Source organism: Paraburkholderia sp. CNPSo 3272 (assembly GCF_024206495.1).
Classification (GTDB): Bacteria; Pseudomonadota; Gammaproteobacteria; order Burkholderiales; family Burkholderiaceae; genus Paraburkholderia.
Genome location: NZ_JAMBPQ010000004.1, coordinates 220,313 through 233,095, shown reverse-complemented (window position 1 = coordinate 233,095; position 12,783 = coordinate 220,313). Strand labels below are relative to the sequence as shown.

The 12,783-nt window shown below is 62.2% G+C and carries 12 protein-coding genes and 3 pseudogenes; 6 read left to right on the top strand and 9 right to left on the bottom strand.

The window, feature by feature from the left end; all coding sequences use genetic code 11:
* Positions 1 to 4 precede the first annotated feature (4 nt).
* The 3 genes from M3I53_RS07310 (at position 5) to M3I53_RS07300 (ending at position 2,637) form a co-directional block, all read left to right on the top strand.
* On the top strand, positions 5 to 682 hold the full coding sequence (locus tag M3I53_RS07310) for an amino acid ABC transporter permease (RefSeq protein WP_254315282.1): 678 nt from the start codon (positions 5 to 7) through the stop codon (positions 680 to 682).
* The gene (locus M3I53_RS07305; RefSeq protein WP_254315281.1) at positions 682 to 1,440 is read left to right on the top strand and encodes an amino acid ABC transporter ATP-binding protein; all 759 of its coding nucleotides are present in this window, start codon (positions 682 to 684) and stop codon (positions 1,438 to 1,440) included. The genes M3I53_RS07310 and M3I53_RS07305 overlap by 1 nt, the downstream gene beginning before the upstream one ends.
* Before the next feature lie 162 nt (positions 1,441 to 1,602).
* Positions 1,603 to 2,637, top strand: coding sequence for a sulfonate ABC transporter substrate-binding protein (locus tag M3I53_RS07300; protein ID WP_254315280.1), 1,035 nt, complete (start codon positions 1,603 to 1,605; stop codon positions 2,635 to 2,637).
* A gap of 51 nt (positions 2,638 to 2,688) precedes the next feature.
* On the opposite strand, the pseudogene M3I53_RS38410 reads toward M3I53_RS07300, so the two are convergent.
* Positions 2,689 to 2,970 (bottom strand): annotated as a pseudogene (locus M3I53_RS38410) (OsmC family protein); the annotation flags it as partial.
* 138 nt (positions 2,971 to 3,108) lie between these two features.
* On the opposite strand from M3I53_RS38410, the gene M3I53_RS07290 reads away from it, so the two are divergent.
* Complete coding sequence (locus tag M3I53_RS07290; protein WP_254315278.1) at positions 3,109 to 3,828, top strand: AraC family transcriptional regulator; 720 nt, start codon at positions 3,109 to 3,111, stop codon at positions 3,826 to 3,828.
* 254 nt (positions 3,829 to 4,082) lie between these two features.
* Here the strand turns inward: M3I53_RS07290 and M3I53_RS07285 are convergent, their stop codons facing one another.
* Positions 4,083 to 4,604 carry a DUF2867 domain-containing protein gene (locus M3I53_RS07285; RefSeq protein WP_254315277.1) on the bottom strand — a complete coding sequence of 174 codons (522 nt, stop codon included), beginning with the start codon at positions 4,602 to 4,604 and terminating at the stop codon, positions 4,083 to 4,085.
* 246 nt (positions 4,605 to 4,850) lie between these two features.
* Positions 4,851 to 5,480 (bottom strand): TetR/AcrR family transcriptional regulator, encoded by a 630-nt coding sequence (locus tag M3I53_RS07280; RefSeq protein WP_254315276.1) that lies wholly within the window; start codon positions 5,478 to 5,480, stop codon positions 4,851 to 4,853.
* A gap of 324 nt (positions 5,481 to 5,804) precedes the next feature.
* Between M3I53_RS07280 and M3I53_RS07275 the strand changes: the two genes are divergently transcribed.
* Positions 5,805 to 6,935 (top strand): alpha/beta fold hydrolase, encoded by a 1,131-nt coding sequence (locus tag M3I53_RS07275; protein WP_254315275.1) that lies wholly within the window; start codon positions 5,805 to 5,807, stop codon positions 6,933 to 6,935.
* Between the two features lie 15 nt (positions 6,936 to 6,950).
* Here M3I53_RS07275 and M3I53_RS07270 read toward each other — a convergent pair whose 3' ends face one another.
* Both M3I53_RS07270 and M3I53_RS07265 read right to left on the bottom strand, forming a co-directional pair.
* The gene (locus M3I53_RS07270) at positions 6,951 to 7,247 is read right to left on the bottom strand and encodes a hypothetical protein (protein WP_254315274.1); all 297 of its coding nucleotides are present in this window, start codon (positions 7,245 to 7,247) and stop codon (positions 6,951 to 6,953) included.
* A 140-nt stretch (positions 7,248 to 7,387) separates the two neighbouring features.
* Positions 7,388 to 8,284, bottom strand: coding sequence for a LysR family transcriptional regulator (locus tag M3I53_RS07265; protein ID WP_254315273.1), 897 nt, complete (start codon positions 8,282 to 8,284; stop codon positions 7,388 to 7,390).
* Between the two features lie 116 nt (positions 8,285 to 8,400).
* On the opposite strand from M3I53_RS07265, the gene M3I53_RS07260 reads away from it, so the two are divergent.
* Positions 8,401 to 9,012: an NIPSNAP family protein gene (locus M3I53_RS07260; RefSeq protein WP_254315272.1), complete on the top strand. Its 612-nt coding sequence runs from the start codon at positions 8,401 to 8,403 to the stop codon at positions 9,010 to 9,012.
* Positions 9,013 to 9,301: 289 nt separating this feature from the next.
* On the opposite strand, the pseudogene M3I53_RS38580 reads toward M3I53_RS07260, so the two are convergent.
* The 4 genes and pseudogenes from M3I53_RS38580 to M3I53_RS07245 all read right to left on the bottom strand — a co-directional run.
* Positions 9,302 to 9,513, bottom strand: a pseudogene (locus M3I53_RS38580) (hypothetical protein); the annotation flags it as partial.
* A 1-nt stretch (position 9,514) separates the two neighbouring features.
* Positions 9,515 to 10,229, bottom strand: a pseudogene (locus M3I53_RS07255) (IS3 family transposase); the annotation flags it as partial.
* A gap of 61 nt (positions 10,230 to 10,290) precedes the next feature.
* Positions 10,291 to 11,874 carry a glutamine-hydrolyzing GMP synthase gene (gene guaA, locus M3I53_RS07250; protein WP_254315271.1) on the bottom strand — a complete coding sequence of 528 codons (1,584 nt, stop codon included), beginning with the start codon at positions 11,872 to 11,874 and terminating at the stop codon, positions 10,291 to 10,293.
* A 179-nt stretch (positions 11,875 to 12,053) separates the two neighbouring features.
* A complete protein-coding gene (locus M3I53_RS07245) occupies positions 12,054 to 12,779 on the bottom strand; it encodes a hypothetical protein (protein WP_254315270.1) in 726 nt (241 codons plus the stop codon).
* Between the last annotated feature and the right edge of the window lie 4 nt (positions 12,780 to 12,783).

Below are 12,783 nucleotides of genomic sequence, written 5' to 3'. Positions count from 1 at the left end.
AGCGATGCCGGCATGGCTGCACTTGATGGCGCAATCGTTGTGGCCACTGCTTTACGCGGGACTGGTCTTTACCGTCCCGCTCACGCTGGCTTCGTTTGCGATCGGCATGGCGCTCGCGTTCGCCGCGGCGCTCGTGCGCCTCTTCGGGCAACGCTGGGCCGTCGCGGCCGTGCGTTTCTATATCTGGCTGTTTCGCGGTTCGCCGCTGCTCGTGCAACTGTTCGTCATCTTCTATGGATTGCCGAACGTGGGCATCGTGCTCGACCCGTTGACGGCGGCGATCGTCGGTTTTTCGCTCAATGTGGGCGCCTATAACGCGGAAGTCATTCGCGGCGTGATCGAATCGATCCCGCGCGGCCAGTGGGAAGCCGCCTATTCGATGAACATGACCCGCGCGCAGGCGCTGCGCCGCGCCATTCTCCCGCAAGCGATTCGCGTGGCATTGCCCGCGCTCTCGAACTCGTTTATCTCGCTCGTGAAGGATACGTCCCTCGCGGCCGTGCTGACCGTGCCGGAAATCTTCCAGGCTGCGCAACGCATCGCCGCCGTGACCTACGAACCCCTGATTCTCTATACCGAGGCAGCGTTGATCTATCTCGCGTTCAGCTCCGTGCTCTCGCAGGCGCAAGGCCGTCTCGAAGCGCGCTATGGCCGCCATGCGCTGTTCCAGGCGGGACGCTGATGATCCGCATCGAGAAAGTCCACAAGTCGTTCGGCGACAACGAGGTGCTCGCCGCCATCGACCTCACGCTCAAAGCCGGCAGCGTGACCGCGCTGATCGGGCCGTCCGGCAGCGGCAAGAGCACGCTGCTTCGCTGCATCAATCTGCTGGAAGTGCCCGACTCCGGCACGCTGAGCGTGGGCGATGCACGCGTTGAATTCAGCCGTGGCCGACTGCTCTCCCATGCCGAAATCGCGTCGGTGCGCCGGCATACCGGCATGGTGTTCCAGAACTTCCAGTTGTTCCCGCACCTGAGCGTGATCGAGAACGTGATGGAGGGCCTCGTCACAGTGCTCAAATGGGACAAGGCGCGCGCCCGCGAACGCGCCGCCGCGCTGCTCGCGAAGGTCGGCATTGCGCAGAAGGCGCACGCGTGGCCTTCCACGCTATCGGGCGGCCAGCAGCAACGCGTGGCGATCGCACGCGCGCTTGCGCCGTCGCCCCAGGTGCTGCTCTGCGACGAGCCGACTTCGGCGCTCGATCCCGAGCTTTCCGCCGAAGTGGTCGATGTACTGCGGCAACTCGCGCTGGAGGGCACGACCATGCTGATGGCGACGCATGACTTGCGGCTCGCGGCCTCCGTGGCGCACGACGCGGTTTTCCTGAAGGACGGCGCGATCGTCGAAGCCGGTCCGTCACATGAACTCTTCGCGCGGCCGCGCGATGCGCGCACGGCACGCTTCGTCTCCACGCTTACGCAGGCGTTGCCCTCATTCTGAGCCTACGCAGGCGGCGTCGCCCCCGCCGCTGAGGTCCGCCAGCGCAGATAAGCATCTGACAATATGTTTGTTGTGTCGATGTTGAAACAGATTAAGGTGGGAGCCGGATCGCCGCGCGAGCGCGGCCGTTTCAACATGTACCTTTAAACAGGCAACATCACGATGTCGAACGACAACTACGAGAAGCACGGCGACCACACGGCAAACGGCGCGCGCCGCAAACTATTGAAGCTCGCGGCAGGCGCTGCGACGGCCACGGCGCTTCGCGGCGTGACGGCGCTCACGGGCGCTGGCGTGTTGACGCTTCAAAGCGGCGCGGCACGCGCGGACGACGGCAAGGTTCTGCGCGTCGGTTATCAGAAGTACGGGAACTTCGTCGTTCTGAAGGCTCAGCGCACGCTGGAGAAGCGGCTTGCGCCGCTGGGCTTCACCGTGCAATGGATCGAGTTTCCGGGCGGTCCGCAGTTGCTGGAAGGGCTCGCCGCCGGCGCGGTCGATGTCGGCACCGTGGGCGAGACGCCGCCCATTTTCGCGCAGGCGGGCGGCGTGGATTTTGTCTACATTGCCAGCGAGCCGCCCGCACCGCAGGGCGAAGCCATTGTCGTGCACCAGGAGTCGCCCGTCCGCACGCCCGCCGACCTGCGCGGCAAGCGCGTTGCGCTCAACAAGGGTTCGAACGTTCACTATCTGCTCGTCAAGGCGCTGCAGAAGGCCAACCTGAAGTACGAAGATATCCAGCCTGTCTATCTTGCGCCCGCCGATGCGCGCGCCGCGTTCACGAGCGGCAGCGTGGACGCCTGGGTGATCTGGGATCCCTATCTCGCGGCGATCGAGCGTCAGGCGAAGGTGCGTTCGATTGCGAACGGCGCAAATCTCGTCAAGAATACGCAGTACTACATAGCGAGCCGCAGCTTCGCGAACTCGCATGCGCCCGTGCTTCATGCGGTCGTCGAGGAAATCGGCGCCGTGGACACCTGGGCGCGCGACAACGTCCCGGCCGTCGCGGCGCAACTGTCACCGCTCGTTGGCCTCGACGCACCGACGCTCGAACTCGCCCTCAGGCGCGCGAGCTATGGCGTGCAGCCTATCGACGCCGCCACGCTTGCCTACCAGCAGCAGATTGCCGATACGTTCTCCGATCTCAAGCTGATCCCGAAGAAGCTCGTAGTCGCCGATGCGCGCTGGGAATCCACCTGAGCCCCCTATCCGCCGTCGCCTTCCGGCGGCCTTCTCGTTCGCGGGCGGCGCGGCCACCGTGTGTCTCAGCTCACCGTCGATCGTCTGCGATTGCTTGAGCTGGTTGAAGATTGGGCACACGGCTTCTGCGACTTCATGAAGCGCGCGAATCGTTTCGGCCGGTTCCGGCGAGACGATCTCGCGCGTGTAGCGAATGTTGTACGGAAAAAGCGGAACAATTTCGAAGCGTGGCTGCTGCGCGAGCGGATGCTGCTCGCCGGTCACTTCGACCTCGATCGAGTCGATGCAAAGGCCGCGTTCCGCCGCCTCGATGAGCGTGATGTGCGTGATCGGGCGCTGCAAAAGGTTTAGGCCGCGGCTGGCGCAACGCCAGGCGCGGCCTTCCCCCTCAGCCCGGCCTGAGCCCGTGAAAGTCATTGCGGGGGGTGCTTCATACTTGCGAGAGGGAGGCCCTTTCGAATCGCAAGCGACATGGCTGTAGAAGCAATCGATTTCCGCACGCTCCTACCGGACGTGCAGGACGGTCGTATCGTGACCTACAACAAGGGCGGCGAGTTTCTGAGCATTGGTGGCTATTTCACGCTGGCCGATGGTCAGGCAGACCTCCTGTTGAACATGCTCCCGCCTATCATCCATGTCCGGGACGAGCCGGGCCTCTCCACGTTGCGATGGTGTGTTGAGCGCATGAGGCAGGAATTGCGCGAGCGGCAACCGGGGGGAGGCATTATTGCTCAGCAGTTGGCCACAATGGTGCTGGTGCAGGCGTTGCGGCTGCAGCTTTCCAACGCGCGGAGCGATGGAGTCGGCTGGCTTTTCGCCCTCGCCGACAAGCGCATGCGCGCGGTGCTCAGTGCGATGCACGAGGCACCGGGCGCCAAATGGACCCTGCAGACCCTGGCCGGCCAAGCGGCCATGTCACGCACCGCTTTCGCGCTCAAGTTCAAGGAACTCGTAGGGCTCTCGCCGATGGACTATCTGACGCGCTGGCGAATGACGCTCGCCGCGGACAAGCTGAGGCATTCCCGTGACTCCGTTGCAGAAATTGCGCGGGCGCTGGGGTATGAATCAGAGAATTCCTTCAGCGCAGCGTTCAAGCGGGTCATGAATTGCTCGCCTCGCCAATATGGGCGCAGGGAAAGCAGAGGCAATGTATCGGCGAAACAGAACGAGACAGGAACGCGGGTTTTATGAGTTCCGCCGCTATTAACCGAAGCCAGCGAAATCTGCTGCGCACCACGTGGAGCGGTAGTCCGAGATTCACCCGTGAATACGGACACCTAACCTTTTATCGGGAGGCGTCGAAATGGGCAGGCAACGTACCCATACCGAGGGCGTCGACATTCCGCTCGGCGGACACAAGCAATCAGGCCTCGGTACGGAACATGGTGCGGAAGGCCGCTAACTCTTTGCTACGGCCCGCTGAAAGGAGCGTTGATGAATCGCCGCTACCGGCCGGGCCATCCGAGCTGCTGTGCCCGGTCGAGCGAGGCTCGTACGACGAGGCGATGGAAAGGAGCGATAAGGCCAAGATAGGCCCGACCCAGCAGACGATTGTAGAAGACAAGCGTAGTGACTATCAGCCGCTGGGGCCGGCCCTCAGATGAAGGCTGCACGAGAACCGACACACGGAAATCAAGATGCGTGTCGTTCTCGCCCAGAATGATCTCGTCTTTGTGCCGTTCGAACACGCGGAAAATACTAAGCCGGTCGCCCTTCGCGATTTTCAGATCGATCGTTCTTTTAAGTCCGAATGGCCATACGGCAAAGTCGCGAACTCCCTGCAGCGTCGCGATCCACTTCGGTTGCCCGGCAAAGATGTGTCGAGCGAGAGACTCTGCGTCGTTGCAGGCAGTCCCTGGCAAGTCCACCGAAAATGCGTCGACATAATCAGCCTTGTCGTACGAGCGACTCAGCCGTGAGGTCGCCGGCAGGCCGACCTGTTCGGCCTTCTTCGAATTCGCCTGCATGGCCATTCTCCAAGTGTTCATATTGCCCCGGCTGCCGCTGCACGCCCCAAGCGAACACAGTCGAGAGAATTGGCACGGCATATGCCTGCTTAAGCCGAAGCCAAACCGGTTGTGCGGTCCGGCAATGGACAATGCCAAGACGTTGCTGCGGTGGCTGCGCGTCTGCGAACGGACATTGGCGAAAGACCGACGGTCTTCATAGGATACTCGGGGTCGATTTCGTCCGACCGAGAACATTGGACCGGATCACCCCTCCGGGGCAGCCCACCTTTGGGCACTAACCTCTGCCAGCGCCTCGAATATAGCCGGCGTGCGTTCAAGGCGGGCGATCGTACGCGCGCCTTCGAGGGCCGCTACTAATGCGGCTGCGGTAGCGGACGCCCGCTCGGGAGCGAAACCACACCCCCTGAAATGCTCCGCAATAAGCTCGGTCGACTCAACAAATCCACGCGCTACCCGTTTGGTCAGCTCTGCGTCGAGCGCGGGCAGCTCATTCGCCAAATTTTGCATTAGACATCCGTACTGAAAATCAGAGCCGACCATTTCGGCCGCGAACGCCTTGAAAATCTGATGAACAAAATTCAGAGCATCACCCGTCGTATTCGCCGAGATATCCCGTAATACAGCAATTCGATTCGCAACGTACTCATCGATTGCTTCTTCCGCGAGTTGTGCCTTGCCACGTGGAAAGTGAAAGTAGAACGATCCTTTAGGCGCGCCGCTTTCTTCAAGGAGCTGGGTCAATCCCGTCGCAGTGTAGCCCTGAATGCGAAACAGTCGTTGGGCCGTGGCAATCGCACGGGCGCGGGCGTCAGTCTTACGTGGCATGCCAAGAACATAGCACGTTTCGCTTGCTGATTCTATGGTGATTGCCATACTATGGCGATCACCATACTAGGAGTTGCCGATGCCTCCCGCCCCAATCTCAAGTCAAGAGGGTTCGTTCGATCATGCGCCGCCTGACCAGATTGCGGCGGCGCGCTCGCTGGAACTGAACACAGCGCTTGCACGCGGACGGGGCGTTCCGTCATGAGTCATCCACGTGGCTTTATGCCTTCCCGACGAGCTGTCCTGGCGATGGGCGCGGTCAGCCTGGCTGCCTCTTTAATTCGCCCCGCGCGCGCAAACCCCATTGGAGGAATTGACTTGTCCACGTCAACATATGCCGAGGGAACGCTCCCGAAGACGGTCCGCTCGCGCATGATCCACGGGGTCAATGGCCTCGATGTCCATATCCTCGAGGCCGGTTACGACAAACCCGGGCGGCCGCTCGCACTGCTTCTGCACGGTTTCCCTGATCTGGCTTACGGCTGGCGACATCTGATCCCGATTCTGGCTGATGCCGGCTACCACGTCGTGGCGCCCGACCAGCGAGGTTTTGGCCGCACCACCGGTTGGGTGAACGACTATGACTCCCAGCTAACGCCCTTCAGCCTTCTGAATATGACGCGCGACGCCCTCGGCCTGGTTTTGGCATTGGGATATCGGCGTACGGCAATGCTTGTGGGGCATGACCTCGGTTCGCCCGTGGCGGCCTATTGTGCGCTAGCCAGACCTGACATCTTTCCCTCGGTGGTGCTGATGAGCGCACCGTTCCCCGGTCCGCCAACGCTTCCGTTCAACATTGCGGAAAGCGAGGTATTGCCGGTTCAACCGAACACGGCCAATCAAAAGTTAGCGGCCGCGCTGGCCGCGCTGGACCCACCGAGAGAGTATTACCAGCAATACCTGAGCTCACGAGAGGCGAACCATGACATGTGGCATCCCCCTCAGGGCTTACACGCGTTTCTTCGTGCATTTTTCTACGTGAAAAGCGCCGACTGGCCGGGAAACAAGCCGCATCCGTTGAAGGCGCTAACCGCCGCAGAACTTGCACAGATGCCCACCTATTACGTCATGGAGCTCGGCAAGACGATGCCCGAGACCGTCGCTCCATTCCAGCCTTCCTCCGCCGAGATCATGGCCTGCAAATGGCTCACCGAGCCGGAACTTGGGGTGTACACGCAGGAGTATGGCCGCACAGGGTTTCAAGGCGCCCTGCAGGCCTATCGCGTCTTTTCCGACCCTGACCTGAACGCTGAGTTGCGCCTGTTCTCGGGCAAGACGATCGATGTCCCGTCGCTTTTCATTGGCGGGAAGAGCGATTGGGGCACCTACTCAGCGCCCGGCGCGCTCGATCTCATGAGGACGAAGGCGGCGACGAGAATGGGGGGCATCGAGTTGATCGACGGCGCCGGTCACTGGATCCAACAGGAGCAGCCGGTTCGGCTCAGCGAACTCCTCCTTGCCTTCATCAAGGAAGTGGTCGAGCCAGGTCACATCAGCGGTTAGGTTGGGAAATGGCAGTCAATACGCACAGGCGATAAGCGCCATCCTCAAAGACAGCTTGGTCTTGCACCTTTCGTTGTGATGCTCGGCACGCTCCAGCATGCGCGCCACATACTGCTCGCCGTCGCGCTCTGCCGCGTGGGCCTCTTCGGCAACATGGTCTGGGGACCGTTCCTCGCGCCGCCTGCCGAGATTTTCTCGCCCGCGGTTCATGGCAAAGCGATGGGATTCGTGAATGGCGCCGGCTATTTTGTTTGCCGCGTTCTCTGCCAAGGTTTTGGCCGCGCGCTGGTCACAATCGATGCGCTCGTCCACAAGGACCACCATACGAACGGCTGGTACTTTATCGCGTTCTGCGCGGTGGTCGGTATCTTCGCGGCGAGCATATCAGGAGTACGAATAACTGGGAATCCGGGTCAATGCGATCGGCAACGCTGGGCTGAGTTCGAGACGGGTCAGGATTCGACGAGTGCCACCGGCCGCTTCCCCGCATCCGAGAAATGCGGCTCGCGGCCAATGCAATTCACGAGAAACGCCATTACGGACTTCACGGCCGGAGTGCGGCGCAGATCGGGATAGGTCACGAGCCAAAGCGGCGTTTCGAGCGGCGCCGATTTTGGGTCGAGCCTGACGAGTGCCGCGTCGCCATCGCCGATCATCGTTGGCAGGAGCGCGACACCCACGCCATTTCGAGCCGCCCCCTGCTGGCCGATCACATCGCCTGTTTCGAATACGATCGGTCGCCCGTCGAGATAGGCGCGCAACCAGCGCTGATGACTCACATGGTCCAGTGTCGAGTCGTTGGCGATGAATTCCCATTGCCGCGCGGGGCGCGCGGCGTAGTCATGGCTGGCATACAAGCCGAACCGGATCGCCCCGATTCGCCGCGTGACCAGGCTGCCCTCCTTCGGCTCGACCATGCGAATGGCAATGTCCGCGACGCCGCGCTCCAATGGCGCAATACCGGCGGCGCCCGCCATGACAACTTTCACGGTTGGGTTGGCTTCGCGGAACGCACGCATATGCGGCGCGATGCAATGGCTGCCGAGCGTAGGCGGCACGCTGATACGCACCGTGCCGGACAACGCCGAGGAAGCGCGCAACGCATGCGCCTCGACCGCCTGCGCGCCCTCGGTCATGCGCTCTGCAAGCGCAGCGATCGCTTTGCCGTCTTCGGTCAGGCGAACGCTGCGGGGCATCCGGTAAACGAGTTTCAAACCAAGCGCTGCCTCCAGCGAGGCAACACGCCGCCCGACGGTCGCATGTTCGACCGACAGCGCGCTTGCGGCGCCAGAGAGCGTCCCCACGCGCGCAAGCACGACAAAGTAGCGTAAATCTTGCCAGTCGAACATGGCGATTTCCAGACAGAGTGTGTGAGCAAAGAGGGAATTCTCTTGCGAATGCGAGCAGTCTAATCTCGTTCATCAAGGACGTCCGAAGGGGCGTTCATGGACTCAGGAGATTCGATATGCTTTACGAACTGACTACGTTGTCGTCGCATATTCTGAAGCTTCCCCAGGTCATCGCAAACGCGCAGGCATGGCTCGATGATCCGGCGACCTCTGGGCGCACGCTCGGAATCTGGACCTCGGAAAATGGCCGCCTTGGAAATGTGCGGGTTCTGAGGGGTTTCGCCGACGCTGAGGAACTGGCGCAGGAACGAAAGCGCGAGCTGCACCACCGCGATCCGTTTGGCGCGGCCAGCAGCGCGTGTACGTTCGAGAGCGAGAGCTATGCGGGCTTTCCGTTTCTCCCGCCCGTCGAGCCGGGAATTTTCGGCAAGTATTACGAGTTTCGCACCTACTGGCTCAAGCCTGGCGGCCTGATGCCGACCATCGAGGCGTGGGAGGCCGCAATGCCCGAACGCTCAAAACGCTCGGCGCTAACGGTCAATATGTATGCGCTCGATGGCGCGCCGCGCATCACCCATATCTGGCCTTGGAACAGCCTCGATGAGCGCATGGCGGTTCGCGCCCAATCGTATGCGGATGGAATCTGGCCGCCCCAGGGCGGCCCGGAACAATTCCATGAAGCCACTTCCACAATCTGGATTCCTGCCGCCGATTCGCCGCTTCGGTGACTTCCCTTTCATCCAGGGACCTGTATGGACCGGAGACATGGGTAACAGGTGTGCGGGGACATGGGTAACACTTCGGGCGAGCGCCTACGCGCGGCCGGATGGCCGCACCTGACCAGGGGTCGCGTTAGGGATTGATGCCCGCAGGGGCGAGACTCGGAACGAGGCTCGACGCGTAGCGCGAAAGCCCGACCCGGCTAGCCGGGGAACGCCCGACCGGCATTCGGAGTTTCCTTCCGCAAGCGGCTTGAACATAGTGGCCCGCGCGAGCGGGCCACTTCCGGCTTTTATAACGCCCGAGATAGGTTTCAGTGCAAACGTGCGTGAAGTACGAGAACGACGAATTTGAACTCAGCGCGCCGTTGTCAAGATAGGCCACTACAAACGAATTGGGGTTGTAGGTGATCTGCCAATGGTTGGCCGGCACTGAGGTGGTCGCAAAGGTGCCGGTTGCAGTCCCTGCCCCTGACATACACCTACATTCACGGGAATGACAAGATTTCCGGCTATCAGCCACCGATTCGATGGCCGAATCCAGCATGGCATTGAAGAGTTGAGCATCTGGCCGTGTGCCGATTGACCAGCTCACAACGAGACCGTCGAAGCAAGTCGATTACCGGCGACAGATACACCTTGCCAGCTGGGATCTGGAATTCGGTAATGTCAGTAGGCCATTTCTGATTCGGGGAAATCACGATTGAGGAGATTCTCCGGCGCAGGGCTTATTTCTCCACGATAGGAGCCGTAGCGACGTCGTCTGGTCGTGGGAGCGGCCAGACCCTCCTGTCGCATCAAACGTCGCACGACCTTCTCCGAGATGAAAACCTGCTGCCTGCTCAATGCCGCCCCGATTCGACGATAGCCGTAGCAGCGGTGATTGCATTCGAAGATGTCTGCAATGACGCGACGCGCGCCAGCATGCCTGTCAGCGACAAGCAGACGTGCACGGTGATAGAAGTGAGAACTGCGCGCAAGCCCAGGACGGATAACAGCTCTGGCAATGGATAGGTTTGTTTCCGGGCATCAACCAGCATCGTCTTCTCCCGGTTGCTCAGGAGCTGCGGGTCGATGCCCATCCCTTTTTTTACCAGTTCGTTCGCCTTCTTGAGGATGTCGCGCTCGAGCTCCAGCTTCCGGATGTCGCGTCGAAGCGATTCGATCTGCTGCTCCAGCTCCGCACGCTCAACGTTCGGCGCTCGCTTCTTTTGGTGCCTCATGGTTATACACAGCCCGTACACCGCGCTTTATGGACCTCTGCAGACCACTGCAGAGGATCCTGAATCACTCCCACTCGATTGTCGCCGGCGGCTTGCCCGAGATGTCGTACACCACACGGTTGATACCGCGCACTTCATTGATGATGCGGTTCGACACGTGGCCCAGCAATTCGTGCGGCAGGTGCGCCCAGTGCGCCGTCATGAAGTCGAGCGTCTGCACCGCGCGCAGCGCAACGACATACTCGTAGGTGCGGCCGTCGCCCATCACGCCCACGCTCTTCACCGGCAGGAACACCGCAAATGCCTGGCTCGTGAGTTCGTACCACGACTTGCTGGTTTCCTTGTCGATCGTGTTGCGCAACGTCTCGATGAAGATCGCATCGGCGCGGCGGAGTAGATCCGCGAAATCGCGCTTCACTTCGCCGAGAATACGCACGCCGAGGCCCGGGCCCGGGAACGGATGGCGATAGACCATTTCGTGCGGCAGGCCGAGCTTCACACCCAGTTCGCGCACTTCGTCCTTGAAGAGTTCGCGCAGCGGCTCGAGCAGCTTGAGGTTGAGCGTTTCCGGCAGGCCGCCCACGTTGTGGTGGCTCTTGATCGTGTGCGCGGCCTTCTTGCCCTTGCCGGCCGATTCGATGACGTCCGGATAGATCGTGCCTTGCGCGAGCCATCTGGCGTCGGTGAGCTTGCCCGCTTCCGTCTGGAACACTTCGACGAACTCCGCGCCGATGATCTTGCGCTTGGCTTCCGGATCGGTCACGCCCGCGAGCTTCGACATGAACGCTTCGCTTGCGTCGACATGGATCACCTTCACGCCGAGGTTGTCGGCGAACATCGACATCACCTGCTCGGCTTCGTTCAGACGCAGCAGGCCGTGATCGACGAACACGCAGGTCAGCTGGTCGCCGATCGCACGATGCAGCAGTGCCGCCGCAACCGACGAATCCACGCCGCCCGAGAGGCCGAGAATCACATGCTCGTTGCCCACCTGCTTGCGGATTGTCTCGACGGCTTCGTCGATGTAGTGGCCCATCTCCCAGTCGGCCTTCGCGCCGCAGATGCCGAGCACGAAGCGCTCGAGCATCGCGCGGCCCTGCACCGTGTGCGTGACTTCCGGGTGCCATTGCAGGCCGTAGAAGTGGCGCGCTTCGTCGGCCATGGCCGCGATCGGGCACGATTCCGTCGATGCCATCAGCTGGAAGCCCGCCGGCATCTCCGTGACCTTGTCGCCATGGCTCATCCACACCTTGAGAATGCCGTGGCCTTCGCTCGTGCGGAAGTCTTCGATGCCTTCGAGGAAGCTCGTGTGGTTGCGCGCGCGCACTTCGGCGTAGCCGAATTCGCGCAGGTGGCCGCCGTCCACTTTGCCGCCGAGCTGCTCGGCCATCGTCTGCATGCCGTAGCAAATGCCGAGAACCGGCACGCCCAGTTCGAACACGGCTTGCGGCGCGCGCGGCGTGTCGGTGTCGGTGACCGAGTTCGGGCCGCCGGAGAGGATGATGCCCTTCGGCGCGAATTCGCGCACGAATGCGTCGTCCACATCGTACGGGTGGATTTCCGAATAAACGTGGGCTTCGCGCACGCGGCGTGCGATGAGCTGGGTGACTTGCGAGCCGAAGTCGAGGATCAGGATTTTGTCGTGCATGGCTGCGGACGAGACCTAAAAAAGAACGGATACGGAAAGCCGCGCGACAGTTCAAACGCGCACAGCGTGAATTCATCAGGACCGGAGCGCCGTGCTACGGCGGCACCGGGTGGCGCAAGTTCGGGTGTGCTTCGGGCGCACTGCGTCTGCTGTTTGGGAGGCCGGGTTTGCACGCGGCCTCAGCCACGCAGCGGCGGCCTCGGTGCGTCGGCCGCTTCGTCGCGAGCCGCCTGGCGCGCCTCCTGAGCTTGAGCCGGGCTGGCAGGCGGCGTAACCGGCGACGGACGGGGCGCAACCGGCGGGACCGCCGCAGGCGTCACGGTCGGAACTTCGACCACAGGCTCGACCGGCGCCGCGGGCCGGTTCGGTTCACGTGCACCGCTCCACGACGTTCGCGGAGCGCTGGGCTTCGCGTACGTCACCGGCTCCTCGCGCCGCGCCTTGGCGGCCTTGCGAGCCTCGCGTGCTTCGCGCCGCTGCGCGTCGGCTTCGGCCGGCGTGGTTCTCTCGCGCTTGCGCACCAAACCCGCCAGCCGCGCACCGCCCAACCCGAGGACGATCAGCCAGACACCCACCGCGCCAGCCACTAACTGGCCGAAGCCCGTGAGCTGCGGACTACGCACGCCGATCAGCCAGACCAGCATCAGCACGCCGGCAATCCAGTTGACGTGCCCCACGGTGCGGCCCACCGGCACCGTCATCTCCCCGTGGAAGGCCGCGCGCAGCGCGAGCCACGCGAAACCCAGCAACACCACGCCGAAAGCCTGCCCAACGAGCGCCGGCTGCGTTTGCACCAGTTGCAAAGCGTTGTAGACGAGGGTCCAGGGCGTGAGAACGAACAGCACGCCGAACCCCAGCAACGTCAACGCATCGACAATCAGCAGCACGCGCAGCAGCGGCTTCATCGGG